Genomic DNA, 19,618 nt, shown 5'->3' on the forward strand with positions numbered 1-19,618 from the left:
GTCAATATTGGCGATACTTATGTACAAACCCAACAAAACCAACCTTTAAACGCCAGTATTAATGTCAGTGATATCAATCCAAGAACTTTTTCTGTCACAGCCGCCCAAGCTGATGTGTATCGCCAGCTAGGCTTGTCAAAAGATGCCGATATTCAAATCAAATTTGTCCCAACCAGTAGCAATGGCGGTCAGATTGTATTGACCACCAAACGTGCGATTAATGCCCCATTTACCGATGTGGTGCTCAATATCACGGAAAATGGCGTGACCAAAACGTTGCCAAAAACCTTGTTGATGCCCATCGACAGCGCACAAAAAATCACCACGCAAGCCAATACCACGGCTTTGCAATCACCTACGCAAAACATCGTCATAGGTTCGGCCAATCCTGTGCAGTTGCCTGTTATGTCGCCCGACCCTATGCCCATGCAGCCGATAACCTTGCCATCAACCACCATCAACCAGCTGCCTAATTTACCTACAACTGGTATGCCCGCTGGCGCCGCCCCAATGACGCAAGCTAGCGAAAACAGTGACTACCTGCGTACTCAAGAGACGCGAACGGTTCGATCTGTTCAGCCAAATGGCGCTGTCTATATGCAAGCCATGCCCCAAACGCAAAACCCCATCCAAACAAACGCTGCAGACAATCAATTACCAAGCCCGGCAGCTAGTTATGGCAATCAACCTTCAGACAAGTCCAAATTTAAGTATAGCGCCAAAAACCCGCAAATCATTGGCGAGACAACCACTTATACACTACAGCGCAATGACAACCTTTGGACAATCGCCAGTAATATCGCAGCGGCAAACCGCAAAGATGTGGATCAAGTGATGGCAGATATCATGTCAGCCAACCCGACCACGTTCCCAAATAATGACCCAAGCAAACTTGTCGCCAATACCCAATTACAAATCCCAAAATACAAAGTAGTCCCTTCACAAATTGGGATAAAATCAGCCAATAAAGCGCGACAACAATATCGTCAAAACAAAAGACGTGTCGCAAGCAAAAAATCTGTCATCGCACCAAAATCTGCTGCCAAACAACCAGCCACCCCAAAAACGACAAAAAAGACACTTAAAGCACAAAAAGCACCGCGGCCATACGCAGCGACTAAAAAATCTGAAATGACCATCATCGCACCTAATCATACCAATGGTTCAGTACAAGGTCAGAGTACTAAGAACAAGGTAAGCAAAGGGATGTCATCCCAAGTGGCGGCTCAAGTGCAGCAAAAACGCCAAGCCACTGCCCAGCAAGCCACTAAAGTTAACAAACTCAATCAAGACTTAGTGGGCGCTGAAAATCGCTTGAAAATACAAAACACCAAGCTTGCCCAATTAGAAAAACGCTTAAAAGAGTTAAACAAAAAATAATACAGCGCGTGGATGATATTGCCTGTGTGCTGTGTCATTTCATACCGTACAACAAATTTGTGGTGATTCATTAGTCGCATAAAGCGGTAGCTTATATCTTGCTATGCCCTAATGATCACTATCTACCGTAACGATGAGGTGAAAGATGGATCCAATAATGATAGGTATCGCAGCAGTAGTGATTTTGGTAATTGTTGCTGGCGTTTTCTTGATGAAAAAAGGTAAGAGCCAGACAACGGTTGATACTCAGACCGAAGTCAAACGTCCAAAAACCTTGGCTGAGCAGCAGCGTGAACTAGAACTGCAACGTCAATCGCAGATGCCAAGCCCAGCTGCGCCTAACCTACCGCAAACGACTTTGCAGACTGCTCAAACCCTCAATACCGCCGAGAGTGCGCAGCATGAGTTACAAGCGGCTGAGCAATTGATTCAAACCCAAGACTATGATGGCGCTATCACAACGTTACGTCGTGCGCTAAAAAATCATCCCTCACATAGTGGGTTGAATTTTACTTTACTTAATAGCTATGCCTTGGCTAAAGATTATCAGCACTTTAATAGCTTCTACTCAGAAGTATTGGCACTCAACGATGCTGATCTCACTACCCAAGCCAATAACCTAAAAATGCTGGTAGATGAAGAACAATCGATAAATGCACGCAGCACAGTGATGACCCATACCCCTGAAGCTGTTGAATCAGATGTACTTGATTTTGATTTGCCAGGCTTTAATAAACAAGAAAGTGATAAGCCAGCCATCAACAGCACTTCACAGGTTGCCATGCCCAGCGTCACTGAAATGGCACAGCCAGCAACCCTAGCTAATGGTGCTAGCAACAATGCCGATAATGAATTAGATTTTGACTTTGCACTCGATGTGCCTGAAACCAAAATCGCACCTGTTACACCTGTCCCGCCTGAAACTAAGCCTACTACTGAAACCACAGCGGCGCAACCACAATCAGATGAGTTAACTTTTGACGATTTTGATTTTGATCTACCTAGCAATGAGCCCGCGACCGCTAAGACTGTCGCTGCCCCTGCCCTAGAATCGCCTACCGAAATTGTTACCCCAGTGAAAGAGGAATCTGTAACAACCACTTTGGCAAGTAACGTCAATAACGAGGCTATTAGCGACAGCGATTTTGATTTTGACTTTAGTTTACCAGAGACGCAATCAACACCTACCGCTACTGCTGTAGAACCAATGATAATGACCCAAACGGCTGCACCGAGCGCTGACAACATCGCAGATGATTTTGATTTCGACTTTGATTTGAACGCTGAGCCAGCGGTTACTCCAACCAATGACGCTACTACAGAAACCGCCTTAAGCTTTGGCGCGTCAGATACCAAAGCATCTAGCAATCTAACTTCCGATGCAGCAACCTCTGTACCGTTTGCAAGTGATGAAGCTACAGATATTGCATCGTTTGCTTTGGATGATGAATTAATACTTCAAGCAGAAGCAGCCACATTAGCCACAGTTGCTACCCCATCAGTCACTGAGCCTGTTGTTGATTTGGCAGAAGTCAGCGCTCCTATAGAAGTCAAAGCCCCTAGCCAGTCTGACTCGCTACTTATCTCAGATGATATGTTTGATTTTGCGCTAGACGATGACACGACCAAAGCGCAAGACGCTACGTCAAATGTCTTGGTCACTGAGCCTACCCCATCAGATGACTTGATTGATTTGTCCTTTGATGATACAGCTACTCAAGCAACTAATCAGACAACTACGACCCGAACCGCTAGTCTTGAAACAACATCGATAGCAGATAACGTAAGCCTAACAACGGCACCAGTTGTTGAGGATTTATCAGCGATACTGGATGTGATTAAGGATATCGACACGGATACGTTAAACGTAGATTTGGCAGAACAGTATGTGAATTTAGGGGAATACGACAGTGCCAAACGCTTGCTTGATGAAATCAAAGACAGCAACAACACGGCGTTGGTAGAACGTGCCACAGCGTTAAGACAACGTATCGCTTAATCATGTTCTGCATAAAAAAAGGATAGTAAATTGACTATCCTTTTTTTTGGTCTAATTTTTTTTGAATTACTTTATAACAACTTAATACTCAATCGCTATGGGTGTAAGTCCCGTTTTAAAAGCATGGGCTTTTTCAACATAATGTAATGCGGATAGTTGAAGCATCACTTCGCGCCCCTGCGGCAAGGTTTTGACAACTTTCGCAGGGCTTCCCATCACGATGGAATTATCTGGGATTTGCATATTTTCGGTGACAAGCGCATTGGCACCGATGATGCAATTTTTGCCGATTTGGGCATTATTGAGCACAATCGCACCGATACCAATCAAGCTATTATCACCAACAGTGCAGCCGTGTAGCATCGCCAAATGCCCAATCGTCACGCCTTCGCCAATGGTGACGGCGATACCTTCATCGGTGTGTATCACACTGTTTTCTTGCACATTACTATTTTTGCCCAAATAAATCGGTGCATTGTCCGCGCGTATCACCGCGCCAAACCACACACTGACGTTATCAGCTAGATGTACATCGCCGATGATTTCAGCCGAGTCTGCGACCCAGCCTGTGAAGGGTGCTTGATAGGTGGGTTTTTTGTCTTGCCATTGGTACAGCATATCAAATCCTTATGAAAAAAAAGCGCGTCAACTAAAAAATTGACCCTCTAATTTTAGCAAGTGCGGATAAATTAGCAATGGGTTATTGTGGCCAATGCAGTTAAATCAAAGCCCTGCTTTTAGGCTCGCTTCGATAAATTTATCCAAATCACCATCCAGCACCGCTTGGGTATTGGACGTTTCCACCCCTGTACGCAAATCCTTAATCCGCGAGTCATCGAGCACATACGAGCGAATTTGACTACCCCAACCAATATCCGATTTGGTTTCTTCTAGCGCTTGTTGCTTTTCCATACGCTGCATCATTTCACGCTCGTACAGTTTGGCACGTAACATTTTCATTGCCGTGTCTTTGTTGGCATGTTGGCTACGTTCATTTTGACACGCAACCACAATCCCTGTCGGTTGGTGGGTGATACGCACCGCAGAGTCGGTGGTATTAACGTGCTGACCGCCTGCACCGCTTGAGCGATAAGTATCAATGCGTAAATCGGCAGGGTTGATATCAATCTCGATATTATCATCAATCTCAGGCGATACAAACACCGCGGCAAACGACGTGTGGCGACCGTTGTTGCTATCAAACGGTGATTTTCTCACCAAACGATGCACACCGATTTCAGTACGTAACCAGCCAAACGCATAGTCACCTTTCACATGAATCGATGCGCTTTTAATCCCTGCGACACCACCTGCTGATAGTTCCATGATTTCGGCTTTAAAGCCATGTGATTCACACCAGCGCAAATACATCCGCAGCAGCATCTCTGCCCAGTCTTGTGCTTCGGTACCGCCTGAGCCTGACTGGATATCAACATAGCAGTTGTTGCCATCCATCTCACCGCTAAACATACGTTTAAACTCTAAATCTGCGACTTTGGCTTCGGCCTCATCGAGTTCCGCTTGTACGTCTGCCAGTAGCGTCGCATCATCGGCTTCCACCGCTAAGTCAATCATGGCTGTGGCGTCTTCTAACTTATCATCTAAAGCGGTAATCACGCCAATGACATTATCAAGCTGCGATTTTTCTTTACTGATTTTGGTGGCACGCTCTGGGTCGTTCCACAGTTCTGGGTTTTCAAGCTCTAAATTGACTTCTTCCAAACGCTCTTGCTTGGCTTCGATGTCAAAGATACCCCCGAAGCTGGTTGCCACGGTCAGTTAAGTCTTTGATATGCTCTAAATACGGGTTGATTTCCATGTGAGGTTACCTTAACGTGTTACTATGAAAAATGCGCCATTATACCTGAATCTGTTACTGGATTCATCTTAGCTGTCGCCATTCATCTTGGCTGTTGCCCACTACACCTGTGCTTTTATCGACCAATCTTCCACCGCCCAATGATGCGCTAAGGCATGCGCGTGTAGAGTATCATCGGGGCATACCGCAATCGCTACATCCGCCCATTCTAATAGCGGCAAATCATTTTTTGAATCCGAATAGGCATAAGTTTTGGTGTAAGTAATACCTTGCGCGTTTTTTTGAGCAATCCAATTTTTTAAATGAATGATTTTGCCTTCTTTAAAGTTTGGCTGTCCTGCGACTTTACCCGTGTATCCCTGCTCGGTGACTTCAAGCTCAGTAGCTAAAATATTATCTTCCGCTACCAAAAATAATTTGTTAGCAATTGCTTTAACCACAAAGGCATTGGTGGCGGAAATCACTACTACATCGTGCCCTGCTTGTAAATGTGATTGGATAGCGTTAACCGCTTTTGGACGCACTTTTGGCGCGATTTCTTCTTGTAAATATTGCTCACGCCACTGGTGCAACTGCGCTAAGGTATGCTGTTTTAAAAAGCCTGCCACAAACTCGTTATAGACGACCGCATCGAGCGTCCCTGCGATATAGTGCTCATAAAACTCCCGATTTTTAGCCCGATACAGCGCTTCTTCTACCAAATGATGTTTGACCAAAAACTCGCCCCACATATAGTCACTATCGGTATCAATGAGGGTGTTATCGAGGTCAAATAGCGCCAATTCTTTGTGTAGTACGGTTGACATAGGACAGCCTTTAGCATAGTTAGTGAAAAGTTAAATTGCGGGGTTTTGGTCATCAACGGTTAAGGTATCACCAAATCGCCAAGTACGGATAATGCGCAGCTCCAAATAATCTTGCATTTCCTTTGAGAACTTACCAAATGGCGCGGCTTTACGCACCGAATTTTTTGCTGCTTCATCCAAGATGGTAGCGCCTGATGACTGTAACACTTTGATAGATTTGACTTGCCCGTTAGGCTCGATAATCACCATCAGCATGACATCACCTTTGATGCCTTTGGCGCGGGCTTCTTGGGGATATTGCTGGTTGCCAATATGATAGGCTTGTTGGCGAAAATTCTCGATATAGCGCGCGGCTTCACCCGTGGTGGTGGAGTTACTACTGATAGTCTTGACCGCAGATTTTTTGGCTAGTAATTGGCGGTTACTGCTGATTTTGGTTTCAAGGGTGGCAATTTGTGCCTGTACCCGTTGTTCTTGCGCGGCTAGATTTTCGCTATCGTCTTGTTTTTTAATGTTATTTTCTCTGCGGATTTTTTCAAAGCTTAACGTGGTACGTAGATAGCTTTCTTGAAACGCTTCTTGACGCGTTTGGCGTTCTTGACTCACGATATCATCGGTGTCATTGATTGCTTCGTCTTGTAAGGGGCTTATGGTATTATTTTCAAGCCGTAGCTTTTCGTTGGACTCACCGCCACCTTGCTGGCCGGCATTGGCGATAAAATCGGCTTTCTCATTCTTTTGCAGATTTTCGGTCAACACCGTGGTGACTTCTTGCACCGCTGCGGTTGGTGAGCTTTTATCTTCAAATTGGATACCAAAAATAACAGCCGCATGAATTGCCACTGCCGTAATGGTAGCAAATAGCATGACGCTGTCTTTGCAAGCCGCAGTATGTGGCATTAACTTATGAAAAACATCACGGTGACTGTCTTTGCTATACACCAAAATATAACCCTTTAAACGATGATGACGCTATCTCTACAACCTTGCTAAAAAAATACAAATCACTCATGTATTATAACGCGCAGATATTATAGATTAAATCAAACATTGGCTGAAGCTAAATTCATACGCCATTAGCAATCAGTGGTGAGCAATTAATAAGTAGCAATCAATGTTTACCAATTACTGGTACAAGATTTTTTGTAGACGGGTCAGCGACTTTATGATTAATGACTTTATGATTAGCAACTTTACAATGCCCAAAAACTGACTACAATAATAGCTTTCAATACAAATATAAAAAAACTGAGAAACGATAGTGATAACGAGCAAAACGCAACTGGATGAATTTTTTGCCACCCATTCTGAAGAAATCGCACGTGAACTGATGCAAAAATCACAAACGTGGTATGAAAAAATTGAAGATTTTGCCGGTCAAGAGTTTATCGTGCCCGCCACCGAAAAACAGCTAAACGATGCCATTCAAAAATTTGTGGTTGAAAAAGTCAAAGCGATATTAGCCATGCATCTAGAGATTCATGAAGGCTGGCTTCGACTGTATGCAACGGTTAACTATAATGGCATTTTCGCTGACCTGGCTGTCAACTTAGGTGTGGTACATGCCCAATTTGACCGTTATCGCCAACGCTTGGTATTTCAGCAATTAACTGACACCGATGTCATTGCCTTGTATTCAGATTCCTATCTGAAATCAAAAGCGATTCATGCGGCGCTTTGGTTTTTTAAACGAGTGTTAAAGAAAGACCCGCTCGGCATGATTTTAGAGAAAATCAATTTGGTGCACCAAAAAGATGATATCTTGTATCTCGATATTGGTCGCTGGCTTAAGAAAAACGAAAAAATCATGGCAACATTGCGCAAAGTGCAAGTTAATCATGGCTATCTTGCTGAACAGCAGCTCCTAATGAGAGCCAATGCCAACGTCGGTGAAATTCTCAATATAGGCAGTGGTGACCAATTGATTACCGAAGCGGATAATCCTGCAGTGACCAATACCGCCACAAAAGCGGCTTAGTATTTTTCATGGGTATCAACCCTCATCCCTTACCGCTTTTCTTTCACCAATTTTTTTACTGATTATGCTTTGCCAATTAACGAGATGCTTACCAATAGTTTTCAACGGCAATATTGCCTTCGCCGCGCCGATTCATGGTCAATCCAATCGATTTTAAGGCTTCTTTGGTATCTTCGACCATTTGTGGGTTACCACACAGCATCACGTGACTGCGCTCTTTATCCAGTTTTTGCCCTACCAACTGGGTTAACTTGCCCGACACTATCAAGTTAGGAATACGCGCTTTTTGCCCGGCATAATCCGCTTCTCGCGTGACAATGGGCAAAAATACAAACGCTGCCCCATTGTCGCCATAGATTGACTTAATCGAGCCAATTTCCGCTTGATAAGCAAGCTCTTGCGAGGTGCGTGCGCTGTACACCAAAATAATGCGCTGATATTGCTGCCATACCTCGATGGTCTTTAAAATCGATAAAAATGGGGCTAAACCCGTGCCTGTTGCCAGCAACCATAAATCATTGGGTAGGGGTAACTGGTAGCGGACTAAGGTCAAGTAGCCAAATGGCGTGGTATTAAGCAATAAACTATCGCCCACTTGGATATGATTAACCTTACTGGTGAATTCCCCGTGAGGAATGACCACCGAGAAAAATTCAATAAATTCATCATAGGGCGAAGATGCGACGGAATACGCGCGAAACACATAGCCATCAAGGTCAATGGGCTTATCTTGCGTCTCAGAAGTTATTAATTTGGTCTCATGGTTTTGTGCAAAATATTGTAAATCTTTGCCATGGATACCGAGCCTAACAAATTGCCCTGCGGTAAATTTAAAGCCATCGGGGCGCGTGACTTTAAAACTTAGCAAGGTGGGCGCCCAACGGGTCACTTCAATCACTTTAACGCGAATACTTTTATCATCTGACATATTATCTTGACCATTTTTTTGCATCATTATAAACAAAAAAGCGTACCTTAATGAGCTAAGATACGCTTTTTTATTCGCAGTACTAAAATTGGATTAATATATGCGAACTAGCGTGATAATTTTTGATAACGTTTCGGGGAAAATACCGAAGTACAATACCGCTAACGTCACCAACAACACCATGATGCCGCCTGCTTGAATACCCCAATGATTGACCGCATCGTGCGGCTGTACTTCTTGGGGACGTCTAAACAAGGTGACCATAAGATTTAGATAGTAATACAAGCTAATTGCACTACCCACGATAATCATGGCAGTGAGCCACCAACTTTGCGCAGAAACGGTAGCAAAAATCGCAAAGAATTTGCTGATAAACCCGGCGGTCAATGGAATACCTGCCAATGATAATAGCATCACAGTCAATACAGCGGTTAGCACAGGACGTTGCCAAAAAATCCCTTGGAAGTTTTCAACCAACTCTGCTTCACCCTGACGTTTGTACGGGCTTGACATGATAGTCACGACACCGAACGCACCAATGGTGGTAAACGCATACACTGCCATGTAAAGGCTGACAAAACCTGCTGATTCAACTTTTACGGCGCTGATAATCGCTAACACATAGCCGATGTGCGCAATAGATGAATAGGCTAACAGACGTTTTATATTGTGCTGACGAAGCGCCAGTACGTTACCGATAATCATCGATAAACTGGCAATCACCACAATCAAGGTATTGATTGCTGGCAAGGCTAAGGTCGCCGTAGACAATAAGAAACGTAACCCTAACGCCATCATAGCTACTTTGGAAACACTGCCTAAGAAAGTCGCCACAGGCGCAGGCGCACCTTGGTAAACGTCTGGCGTCCAAGTATGGAATGGTACTGCTGAGAGTTTAAAGGCAATACCAAATAACATTAATGCAGTCCCCACCACCAAAATCGGCATAACGATACCATTTTGAAACATGGGTACGATTGCCATACCAATTTGACGGAATGATAAAGTCCCTGTGTTTGCGTAAATTAATGCCATACCCATCAACATGGTAGCAGAGGCTGTCGCCGATAAAATGAGGTATTTAAAACCCGCTTCTAACGATTTACCACGCGCATAAGTATAAGCCAACATACCATATAGCGGTACCGACAATAACTCTAAGCTGACAAAGAAAGAAGCTAAGTTATCAGCGCATACCATAAACAGCGCGCCCAATGTTGAGATAAGCAGTAGCAAATACAACTCTTCTTTATTATCGCGATAGCCTCCAATGTAACCATACGCCAAGGTAAAGCACGCAAGCGAGCTGATTAAAATAATCACCATATTGAACTGGGCAAAACTATCCACCACAAATAAGGGAGCAATCAAGCCTTGCGATGGCGTAAATAATTCATACAGACCATGCAATATGCTATCAGCATTGCCACCCAATAATTGTATAAGGACAACAACCAAGGCAGCATTAAGACCAATGACACTAAGGGTGCCTGCCACAAAATTTGAACGCTTCATGGCGATGGCAATCATCACCACCACCGTGGTAATGGAAATTAAAATCATTGGAAACAATGGCATGAGCACATTGCTAGCAAATGGAATAATAGGATTCATCTATTTTACCTCCATATGAGCAAATGGCTCTTGAGAAGTAGGTACAACTTGCTGGACATGATATGCCTCACTAATCCACTGCATACTGTGATCAGAGGTATCTAAGAATGATTGTGGATATAGACCTAACCATACTAAGCCAAACGCAAGCACCAACAAGATTGCCGCTTCACGCGCATTGATATCACGCATCGGTGACATTTTTTCAATCGTCGCTGTTGGCGTACCAAATAATGCTTTATAAACCATAATTAATGCGTATAAACCTGCAACGACTAAGCTAAAGGTTGCAAACACCACTGCCACAGGATGCGAGGCAAAAGACCCTAGAAGAATTAAGAACTCACCAATAAAATTACCTGTACCTGGAATACCTAATAATGCCGCGGCAAAGAACATAAGTAACGGTGGGTAATAACGCATTTGACCCCACATACCACCCATTTGGCTCAAATCACGGGTATGTAGACGCTCATAAAGCTGACCGCTCATGATAAATAATGCCGCTGAACTAAGACCATGTGCCAACATTTGAATCATCAAGCCTTGGAAACTAATTAACGTACCGGCATACAACGCAAGTACCACAAAACCCATGTGTGAAATACTGGTATAAGCCAGTAACCGCTTGATATCTTGCTGCATAAACGCAAGCCAAGCCCCATAAAAAATACCAATACCGCCCAAGGTAATCGCAATCGGTGCAAACTGAGCACTGGCTTCTGGGAATAATGGTAGGACAAACCGCAATAAACCATACGCCGCAGTTTTAATCAAAATACCAGCCAAATCGACCGAGCCTGCAGTCGGTGCTTGTGCGTGCGCATCGGGTAACCAGCCATGCAGTGGGAAAATTGGTAATTTAACCGCAAAGCCAATAAAGAACATCAGCATGATTGGATATTGCCATTTGCCAAGATCTGTACCGAGCAAGTCCATATAGTTAAAAGTTATTTGACCTGTCGTTGATGCATGAATCATCACCAAAATCAAAATACCAATCAACATAATCAGACCCGATGCTTGGGTATAAATAAAGAATTTGGTTGCGGCATATTCTTTGGTTTTACCACCAATCGCATTGTGTCCCCAGATTGCAATCAAGAAATAGATAGGAACTAACATCATCTCCCAAAAGAAGAAGAACAAGAACATATCGATTGCTAAGAAAACACCAATAACACCGCCCAGACTCCAAAGCAGATTAAGATGGAAGAAGCCCACACGGCGAGTAATCTCACCCCATGAACACGCCACCGCCATCATACCTAAGAAGGCTGTTAGGCTCACCATCAACAGCGATAATCCGTCAATGGCTAAATGGAAACTGACCCCCAATGAGGGCATCCAAGGTAGTTGAAACTCTGCCAACCAAGTCGGTTTAGCAGTCACCTCAGCAATGGTTTGTGCTGCACCAATAAAGTTACCGTTTTGCCAAATAGCTACCGTAATCAAAAACGTTAATAGCATGCCAAGAAACGCAATCCACCGCGGAAAACGTTCATCAACTTTTTCAACCAACCAACACAGAAAACCTGCAATGATTGGAATAAATATCAAGGCGGGTAATAAGAGATTATTTTGCATAACTGTTACTTCCCTATCATCATCATTACCAACACCAACAATACTGCCATGCCAAGACCGAAGCTTGCAGCATACCCACGAATCGAGCCAGATTGGAACCATGTCGCCACTCGGTTACCTGCCAACGATAGGGCTGGTAAAATATTCCAAGTGCGGTCAATCGGGTCAATTTTAATCAACTTACCAATCAATAAGAATGGTTTAACAAATACAATGTCATACAAAGCATCAAAACCTAAACCATGATAGCACCAGTAATTAAGCGCACGGCCCAAACCTGTTTGGTTAAACTTACTCACGATGCGACCTTTATCTAGGGCAAACAAGAAAGCACCCACAATCAACCCCGCCAACATCGCAGCCATCACAATCATTTCTGCCGTGTGCTTACCATGTTCTACCTCAGGATGAATCACGCTAAAACTTTGTGGCAATACGCCTGCTAATGGTGGATGAATCATCGCCCCCACCGCAGTTGATAACACTAGCAATACCGCGAGCGGCAGCCAGTATGTCCAACCTTTAAGATCGTGAATAGGCGTTTTTTCTTCACCAAAGAACACAATCCAAATCATACGAAACGTATAAATCGAGGTTAAAAACGCACCCACCACTGCCATCCAAAATAAATTCATATGACCTGATGCGAAGGCTTCCCAAATAATTTCATCTTTTGAGTAATAACCCACCGTAATCCAAGGAATCGCAGCAAGTGCCCCACCCCCGATCGCAAACACCGCAAATAGGAATTTATTTTTATAAAACAACCCACCCATTTTAAAGATGTTTTGCTCATGATGGTAAGCCAAGATAACAGCGCCCGACCCTAGAAATAATAAAGCTTTAAAGAACGCATGGGTCATCAAGTGGAAAATTGCAACTTGCCAAGCGCCTACCCCTAATGCCAAGAACATATAGCCGATTTGACTCATGGTTGAATAAGCTAAGATACGTTTGATATCGGTTTGTGCAAGCGCACAGAAACCAGCAACCAACAATGTTGTTGCCCCAACGATACCCACCCAACTTGCCAACACATCAGGGGTCAATAAGAACACAGGATGTAAACGGGCAATTAAATACACACCTGCGGTAACCATCGTTGCCGCATGAATCAAGGCTGAAACAGGCGTAGGACCTGCCATCGCATCAGCAAGCCAAGAATGTAGCGGAATTTGTGCAGATTTACCCATCGCACCAAGCACTAGCATCACAGCCGCAACTTTGATAGTAGGATAGCTATGACCAAAAATCGTCACCGTTGACCCTGCCGACGTTAGCATTTGCGATACATTGGCATTGATATCTGAGATATTTAACGTACCCAATTCACGGAACAACAAGAATAAGCCAAATGCTAAAAACACATCACCCACACGGGTTACGGTAAAGGCTTTCATCGCAGCACGGCCGTTGGCGCGCTCGTGATAATAAAAACCAATCAATAAGTAAGAACAGATACCAACGCCTTCCCAACCTAAGTACAACAGCACTAAATTGTCAGCAAGCACAAGTAACAACATACTTGCGACGAACAGGTTCATATAGCTAAAAAATCTTGCGTAGCCTGTTTCACCGCGCATATACCATGACGCGAAAATATGAATTAAAAAACCGACACCGGTAATCACGCCCATCATCGTCACGCCCAAACCATCCAGCATGAGACCAAATTTTGGGGCAAAACTACCGACTTGCATCCACGTCCACAATGGCTGATTAATGATAGCGCCTTGTGGGTGGTTCATTAAAAAATCACTGCCTGCCATCAAGGCACACAAAGCAGCCAAACCCATACTACCGACACCGACCACTGCGGCTGCGTTTTCGCTTAAGCGGTCACGCATGGTCGCTAGAATCAGAAAGCCAATCAGCGGCAGCATAAAGGTTAAAGGTAACATACTCATTTTGATTTCACCCTTTCATCTCATTTGCCGTATCGACATCTAAATGACCACGCTTATGATAAAACTGTAAAAGAATAGCCAACCCAATTGCGACTTCAGCGGCTGCCAAAGTTAGCACCAAAATAAACATAATTTGTCCGTCAGGACTGACCCAGCGACTACCTGCCACTACAAATGCTAAGGCAGCAGCATTCATCATAATCTCAAGACTCATCAACATAAACAAAAAATTACGTCGTACCATCACACCACAAAAACCAATGGCAAACAAAATCGCTGACAAGATTAGACCGTGCTCTAATGGCACATGCTCTAATGGAAAGTGTCCCATTATGCCTTCTCCTCCTGAACTTCGCGTAACACAGCCGGTTGGCTGGGCTCTCTATCAATAAACTTCGTTAAGGCAGGTTGTATGGTATTACCAAGCTCACTGTTATGACTTTCGTTTTCATCATCCAAGGCAGATTTTGCCAAATGATAAGCCGCCACCAAACCCGCTAGTAATAAAAACCCTGCAATTTCGACCAACAATAAATATTCAGTAAATAATTTGGCACCGATCATTTTTGCCGTAACTGGCTCTACCCCGATAAACGCTGGCATCATTCCTTCAAAACCATGTTTCATGCCAATCAAACTAAACAAGGTCAAACCCACAATAAATGCAAGTCCTGCCGGTACTGCCCAAGCCGAGGATGATAACCAGCTTTCTTCTTCTAAGGTAGTTTGGGTGCCTAAGTTCAGCATCATCACCACAAAAACGAACAATACCATAATCGCACCCGCATAAACGATGATTTCAAGCGCACCGGCAAATGGCGCACCTAAGGCAAAGAAAATACCTGATAACGCCAGCAGCGTGACAATCATGTTTAATAACGCATGCACAGGATTGGTACGAGTAATCACGCGCAAACTAGCCAAAATAGCGACAATCGCTAATAAATAAAACCCTATCGTTGCTCCGGTTATCATGGCAATAAACTCCGTAAATCAATCGGTGCAGACTCATTTTGGTGTGCCCCTTTAGGTTTATCTTTGGTCGCCATCCCAGTCACACGGTAATAATTGTAGTCAGGGAATTTACCCGGGCCTGAAATTAACAAATGCTCTTTTTCATACACCAAGTTTTGACGGTTGTACTCACCGAGCTCAAAATCTGGCGTCATCTGAATAGCCGTTGTCGGGCACGCTTCTTCACACATACCACAAAAGATACAACGTGAGAAGTTAATACGGAAAAACTCTGGATACCAGCGTCCGTCTTCACGTTCCGCTTTTTGCAGTGAAATACAACCCACCGGGCAAGCGACAGCACATAAATTACAGGCCACACAGCGCTCATCCCCATCCGGGTCACGTGTCAGTACAATACGCCCCCGAAAACGCGGCGGTACAGGAACAGGTTGTTCTGGGTATAAAATCGTATCACGTTTACGGGTCGCATGACTTGCGACCATGATTAGGGTGCGCAGAATTGAGCCAAAACCCGTAATCGTGTTTTTTACCATAGTCAAATACATACGTTAATCTCCACCTTACCCTACACCATGGGTGCGCCATAATACATAGGCCGCCGTCGCGAGTAAATTAATCAAGGTAATGGGTAGACAAATTTTCCAGCCAAAGTTCATTACTTGGTCATAACGTGGACGCATCAACGCCCCACGCGCCAATACAAACATGGTCATGAAAAATAGCGTTTTTAACATGAACCAAATAATCGGCGGGATAAAACTCAGTCCATCAAATAATGGCAACCAACCACCAAAGAATAAAATAGTAATCAGCGACGATACCAACACGATGTTCACATACTCGCCGACAAAGAACATACCAAATTTCATACCTGAGTATTCAACGTGGTAACCTTCTGCCAATTCTTGCTCTGCTTCTGGCTGGTCAAATGGGAAACGGTGGGTGACTGCCACACCTGCGACCATAAAGGTTAAAAACCCTAAAATTTGACCAAACACATTCCAGTGCCAAAAACCACCGGCTTGTGAGTATACGATATCGCGTAAGTTAAATGACCCTGCCAACGCCACCACACCCATTAGCGATAATCCTAGAAAGACTTCATAACTAATGGTTTGGGCAGCAGAGCGTAAACCACCGAGCAAGGCATATTTATTGGCTGATGCCCAGCCACCAAACATCACGGCATAAACCGCCAACCCTGCCATCGCAAAAAAGAACAAAATACCGATGCTCCAGTCTGCGCCACCGAGTGATGGCGTGACTGGTACAATGATATAAGCAGCTAAAGCGGTAAACAATGAAATCGCAGGCGCCAAGATAAAGATAAATTTATCGGCAAATTTTGGGGTCCAGTCTTCTTTAAAGAAGATTTTGAGCATATCCGCGGCAACTTGTAGCGAACCTTGCCAACCCACACGGTTTGGACCATAACGGTCTTGCCACAGTGCCAACATGCGACGTTCATAAGGAATCATCAACGCGGCAAAAATCACCACCGCCAAGAAAATAACAATTGATTGCACTGCCAAAAATACAATTGACCAAGCTTCAGGGGACATTACCCCAGCCAGCCATGCAGGTAAATCGGGCATCTGTCTAACAGAATGATCCATTATACCCCCTCCCCTGGAGTTACTTGAGCTGTCACGCCACCATTATTAGCTGGTGATACCGCTTGGGTGACAGTGTTGGTAGTTGCTGATTTTACGATACTGATGTCCGTATAGGGCTGCGCCAGCAGGGCTTCTAACTCACCCGCCTGACCCACAGGATAGCCCACACAGCTTTCGGCTAAATAATCGACAAGCTGCACAGGTAAGGTAGTCGCTACACCCTTCACTGTGACCGTTAACATATCACCTGATTGCAGCTGCCATTTATCCGCATCATCCGTTGATACACTAAAAGCAGCTGGTAGCAATTGTGAGGCAACAACTTCACTACGAGCGGTTAATTCATCACTCGCAAAAATATTATACACAGGTACTAGCTGGGTGGAACCTTGTTGGCTAGCTGCCGCAGGCGCAATATACTCACGTTTTGGCAATGCGGTTAACGCATCAAAAATACGCACCCCTGGATCGCCATGTTTTAGATGACCACCCACTTTATCTTGGTATTTATTCCAAGCTTGCGGTGAGTTCCAACCTGCTGACCAAGCAAATGGAATCATTGATGAATCCGTCTGGGTGCCCACATAACCTTCTTGGGAGAAGGTGAGGCCCGTATCGATATCTTTTGGCTGCTCTGGTTCATGCACAGAAATCGGCGCACGCATCGCCGTACGACCGGAATAACGACGTGGCTCACGCGCGACTTTTAGACCAGTAATACGGTAATCGGCTGATGGCGCTGCTTGTCTGATTGCGGCTAATTGTGGATTGGTGTCTGCGACTGCAGTAATCACATCATCAAGCTGCGTCCAGTCAATCGCACGGCCATTGAGCTCAGACTCTACCGCATGCAACCAACGCCAGCTTTCTTTGACCATACTTTGCGGGCGATAGTAAACAGGATCATAAACTTGGAAGAAACGCTGTGCACGACCTTCTGCTGAGATTAGTGTACCGTCCGCTTCTGCAAAGGTTGCTACAGGTACCATCACATCAGCCTGGTTATGCCATTGGTAAGCTTCATGATCAAGTACAATCAGTGATTTGTTGGCCACCAATTGGTTCATTTGCTCGGCGGTTAGGCGGCGGCTGATGTCATTTTCCATGACAATCACCACATCGGCATCATCACCTAATTCATCAATCGCTTTACCACCGAGTAAGTTGACGCCTATACTATTGGCAGCAGGTACTGACAAGTACAAACCGGCTTTTTCTTGATAGCCTTTGGTCGGGTTCATACGGCTTGGGCGTTTAACTTGCTTGGCTTGTTCAGCAAATGCCGCTTCATCCATCTCTTGTTTGAGTTTGGCTTGCTCTGCATCGATTTTGGCAATCTCTGCATCCACTTGGACGTTGTGGGCGTCAACCACGCCTTTTTCATAGATGACCACTTCACCGCGTTTTTGTTCGGCGATATTGGCAATTTGTGCCGCCGCTTCTATGATGGCGGTGTGGTACAGTGACGAGCCTGAGATAATAAGGGGTTTGGTTGCTTTAAGCAGCGTCTGCGCGATATGTTTAGCAAATGCTTGCATATCAGCATTATCGTCTTCATCGATGACCAAATCTTTTGGTAATTGTGAGGTAGCCAACGTTTTCATGTGCTCAGCAATGCTAAAGCCTAGTTCAGCGATATCGCTTGGGGTAGCAACGCAGCTTACTTTGGCGATATCATCAAGGCGCGTATCTTTGACATCCACAATAAAGATTGGGCTATAGTCTTTTTGACCGATACGAGCCACAGGCTCTGCCAAGAAATCTGGCGTTTTTAGTGCATCTGCCATTTGTTTGGCGCGATTTTTTGCCGCTTGGCGTACTGCCAGTGCAATACGCGGACTGGTTTGGGTAATATCTTCACCCAAAATCAATACCGCATCATAATCCTCAATCTCACGCATGCTTGGATTATGGATATTTTCTGTGGTCAACACATCGATACATTTTTGTACCACGGTTTTTTCTTGTTTGCTAATACCAATGCTAAAATTTTCGGCACCGACTAAGCGTTTTAGCGCATAGTTTGATTCAAGGCTGGCAACAGGTGAACCAATACCGATGGCTTTTTTGCCTTGTAACCGGTTTTTGATGGCATCAATAGTATGGTCAATGCTCAAATTGGTTTGTTTACCGCTTAGTGTTTCAACCGCTTGAATTGGGCGGTCTTGGCGGTTAACATAGCCATAGCCGAAACGACCACGGTCACATAAGAAGTAAGCGTTGACTTCCCCATTAAAACGGTTTTCGATACGGCGTAATTCACCATAGCGCTCACCCGCTGAGATATTACAACCGGCCGAACAGCCATGACAAATACTTGGGGCATATTGCATGTCCCATTTACGATTGTAGCGCTCTGAGTGAGTTTTGTCGGTGAATACCCCAGTTGGACAAACCTCGGTGAGGTTACCTGAAAATTCACTTTCAAACTGACCGTCTTTATCACGACCAAAGTACACACGGCTTGCTGATGCGTAAACCCCTAAATCTTCACCACCTGCATAGTCTTTGTAATAACGCACGCAGCGATAACACGCGATACAGCGGTTCATCTCATGATTGATAAATGGACCCAAGTCTTGGTTTTGGTGGGTACGTTTAGTAAAGCGGTATTTACGATGATTGTGACCTGACATGTAGGTCATATCTTGCAAGTGACAATGACCGCCCTCTTCACAGGTCGGACAGTCATGGGGGTGGTTAGTCATTAAGAACTCAACCAAGCTTTTACGGAAGTTTTTCACTTCTGCATCCGTCACTGAGATCCACATGTCTGGGGTCGGATTGACCATACATGACATGACCAAACGACCACGACCCGCTTCATAATCTTCTTTGTTATTATATTGCTTGACGGCACATTGACGGCAAGAACCCACCGAGCCCAATGCGGGGTGATAACAAAAATAAGGGATATCGATGCCAAGCGATAAACAAGCTTGTAGCAAGTTATCGGCACCATCAACTTCGACGTCTTGACCGTCTATATGAATAATTGCCATGCTA

The 19,618-nt window shown here is 44.6% G+C and carries 16 protein-coding genes; 3 read left to right on the forward strand and 13 right to left on the reverse strand.

Features of this window, described 5'->3' with window-relative positions; all coding sequences use genetic code 11:
- Together RTR63_RS00175 and RTR63_RS00180 are read left to right on the forward strand one after the other, a co-directional pair.
- A partial coding sequence (locus RTR63_RS00175; RefSeq protein WP_312521994.1) for a type IV pilus assembly protein FimV occupies positions 1-1,380 on the forward strand: 1,380 nt, incomplete at its 5' end.
- A 157-nt stretch (positions 1,381-1,537) separates the two neighbouring features.
- Positions 1,538-3,379 carry a hypothetical protein gene (locus tag RTR63_RS00180; RefSeq protein ID WP_312521996.1) on the forward strand — a complete coding sequence of 614 codons (1,842 nt, stop codon included), beginning with the start codon at positions 1,538-1,540 and terminating at the stop codon, positions 3,377-3,379.
- Positions 3,380-3,460: 81 nt separating this feature from the next.
- On the opposite strand, the gene RTR63_RS00185 is transcribed toward RTR63_RS00180, so the two are convergent.
- The 4 genes from RTR63_RS00185 to RTR63_RS00200 all read right to left on the reverse strand — a co-directional run bounded on the left by RTR63_RS00185 (position 3,461) and on the right by RTR63_RS00200 (position 6,946).
- Positions 3,461-3,997 (reverse strand): gamma carbonic anhydrase family protein, encoded by a 537-nt coding sequence (locus RTR63_RS00185; RefSeq protein ID WP_096488635.1) that lies wholly within the window; start codon positions 3,995-3,997, stop codon positions 3,461-3,463.
- Between the two features lie 105 nt (positions 3,998-4,102).
- Positions 4,103-5,198 (reverse strand): peptide chain release factor 2 gene (gene prfB / locus RTR63_RS00190; RefSeq protein WP_219330954.1). Its coding sequence is split into 2 segments (ribosomal slippage): positions 4,103-5,125 and positions 5,127-5,198, totalling 1,095 coding nucleotides; the frame shifts between segments, so codons are not numbered across the junction.
- Positions 5,199-5,299: 101 nt separating this feature from the next.
- The gene (locus RTR63_RS00195; RefSeq protein WP_159374383.1) at positions 5,300-6,004 is read right to left on the reverse strand and encodes an HAD family hydrolase; all 705 of its coding nucleotides are present in this window, start codon (positions 6,002-6,004) and stop codon (positions 5,300-5,302) included.
- A gap of 30 nt (positions 6,005-6,034) precedes the next feature.
- Positions 6,035-6,946, reverse strand: a complete 912-nt coding sequence (locus tag RTR63_RS00200) for an energy transducer TonB (RefSeq protein WP_312522125.1) — start codon at positions 6,944-6,946, stop codon at positions 6,035-6,037.
- 319 nt (positions 6,947-7,265) lie between these two features.
- Between RTR63_RS00200 and RTR63_RS00205 the strand changes: the two genes are divergently transcribed.
- The gene (locus tag RTR63_RS00205; RefSeq protein WP_312521999.1) at positions 7,266-7,982 is read left to right on the forward strand and encodes a hypothetical protein; all 717 of its coding nucleotides are present in this window, start codon (positions 7,266-7,268) and stop codon (positions 7,980-7,982) included.
- An 88-nt stretch (positions 7,983-8,070) separates the two neighbouring features.
- On the opposite strand, the gene RTR63_RS00210 is transcribed toward RTR63_RS00205, so the two are convergent.
- The 9 genes from RTR63_RS00210 to nuoG all read right to left on the reverse strand — a co-directional run bounded on the left by RTR63_RS00210 (position 8,071) and on the right by nuoG (position 19,614).
- Positions 8,071-8,910: a ferredoxin--NADP reductase gene (locus RTR63_RS00210; protein WP_312522000.1), complete on the reverse strand. Its 840-nt coding sequence runs from the start codon at positions 8,908-8,910 to the stop codon at positions 8,071-8,073.
- Between the two features lie 93 nt (positions 8,911-9,003).
- On the reverse strand, positions 9,004-10,524 hold the full coding sequence (locus RTR63_RS00215) for an NADH-quinone oxidoreductase subunit N (protein ID WP_312522002.1): 1,521 nt from the start codon (positions 10,522-10,524) through the stop codon (positions 9,004-9,006).
- The gene (gene nuoM, locus RTR63_RS00220) at positions 10,525-12,111 is read right to left on the reverse strand and encodes an NADH-quinone oxidoreductase subunit M (protein ID WP_312522004.1); all 1,587 of its coding nucleotides are present in this window, start codon (positions 12,109-12,111) and stop codon (positions 10,525-10,527) included.
- A 5-nt stretch (positions 12,112-12,116) separates the two neighbouring features.
- Positions 12,117-14,018 carry an NADH-quinone oxidoreductase subunit L gene (nuoL, locus tag RTR63_RS00225; RefSeq protein ID WP_312522006.1) on the reverse strand — a complete coding sequence of 634 codons (1,902 nt, stop codon included), beginning with the start codon at positions 14,016-14,018 and terminating at the stop codon, positions 12,117-12,119.
- Between the two features lie 7 nt (positions 14,019-14,025).
- The gene (gene nuoK, locus RTR63_RS00230) at positions 14,026-14,349 is read right to left on the reverse strand and encodes an NADH-quinone oxidoreductase subunit NuoK (protein ID WP_007115476.1); all 324 of its coding nucleotides are present in this window, start codon (positions 14,347-14,349) and stop codon (positions 14,026-14,028) included.
- Positions 14,349-14,993: an NADH-quinone oxidoreductase subunit J gene (gene nuoJ / locus RTR63_RS00235; protein WP_312384315.1), complete on the reverse strand. Its 645-nt coding sequence runs from the start codon at positions 14,991-14,993 to the stop codon at positions 14,349-14,351. Before nuoJ ends, nuoK begins: the two co-directional genes overlap by 1 nt.
- Positions 14,990-15,541 (reverse strand): NADH-quinone oxidoreductase subunit NuoI, encoded by a 552-nt coding sequence (nuoI, locus tag RTR63_RS00240; RefSeq protein ID WP_007115474.1) that lies wholly within the window; start codon positions 15,539-15,541, stop codon positions 14,990-14,992. The genes nuoJ and nuoI overlap by 4 nt, the downstream gene beginning before the upstream one ends.
- A gap of 15 nt (positions 15,542-15,556) precedes the next feature.
- Positions 15,557-16,612, reverse strand: coding sequence for an NADH-quinone oxidoreductase subunit NuoH (gene nuoH / locus RTR63_RS00245; protein WP_282841564.1), 1,056 nt, complete (start codon positions 16,610-16,612; stop codon positions 15,557-15,559).
- Positions 16,612-19,614: an NADH-quinone oxidoreductase subunit NuoG gene (nuoG, locus tag RTR63_RS00250; RefSeq protein ID WP_312522008.1), complete on the reverse strand. Its 3,003-nt coding sequence runs from the start codon at positions 19,612-19,614 to the stop codon at positions 16,612-16,614. Before nuoG ends, nuoH begins: the two co-directional genes overlap by 1 nt.
- Positions 19,615-19,618 lie beyond the last annotated feature (4 nt).

The sequence above is a fragment of the Moraxella sp. CTOTU47724 genome (assembly GCF_032014955.1).
Classification (GTDB): Bacteria; Pseudomonadota; Gammaproteobacteria; order Pseudomonadales; family Moraxellaceae; genus Faucicola; species Faucicola tetraodonis.

Bases quoted from the DNA above. Each gene is read 5' to 3' on its own strand.
- RTR63_RS00185 (WP_096488635.1), bottom strand. From the start codon at position 3,997: ATGCTGTACCAATGGCAAGACAAAAAACCCACCTATCAAGCACCCTTC.
- nuoH (WP_282841564.1), bottom strand. From the start codon at position 16,612: ATGGATCATTCTGTTAGACAGATGCCCGATTTACCTGCATGGCTGGCT.
- RTR63_RS00215 (WP_312522002.1), bottom strand. From the start codon at position 10,524: ATGAATCCTATTATTCCATTTGCTAGCAATGTGCTCATGCCATTGTTT.
- nuoI (WP_007115474.1), bottom strand. From the start codon at position 15,541: ATGTATTTGACTATGGTAAAAAACACGATTACGGGTTTTGGCTCAATT.
- nuoG (WP_312522008.1), bottom strand. From the start codon at position 19,614: ATGGCAATTATTCATATAGACGGTCAAGACGTCGAAGTTGATGGTGCC.
- RTR63_RS00180 (WP_312521996.1), top strand. From the start codon at position 1,538: ATGATAGGTATCGCAGCAGTAGTGATTTTGGTAATTGTTGCTGGCGTT.
- nuoL (WP_312522006.1), bottom strand. From the start codon at position 14,018: ATGAGTATGTTACCTTTAACCTTTATGCTGCCGCTGATTGGCTTTCTG.
- RTR63_RS00210 (WP_312522000.1), bottom strand. From the start codon at position 8,910: ATGTCAGATGATAAAAGTATTCGCGTTAAAGTGATTGAAGTGACCCGT.
- nuoK (WP_007115476.1), bottom strand. From the start codon at position 14,349: ATGGGACACTTTCCATTAGAGCATGTGCCATTAGAGCACGGTCTAATC.
- nuoJ (WP_312384315.1), bottom strand. From the start codon at position 14,993: ATGATAACCGGAGCAACGATAGGGTTTTATTTATTAGCGATTGTCGCT.
- nuoM (WP_312522004.1), bottom strand. From the start codon at position 12,111: ATGCAAAATAATCTCTTATTACCCGCCTTGATATTTATTCCAATCATT.
- RTR63_RS00195 (WP_159374383.1), bottom strand. From the start codon at position 6,004: ATGTCAACCGTACTACACAAAGAATTGGCGCTATTTGACCTCGATAAC.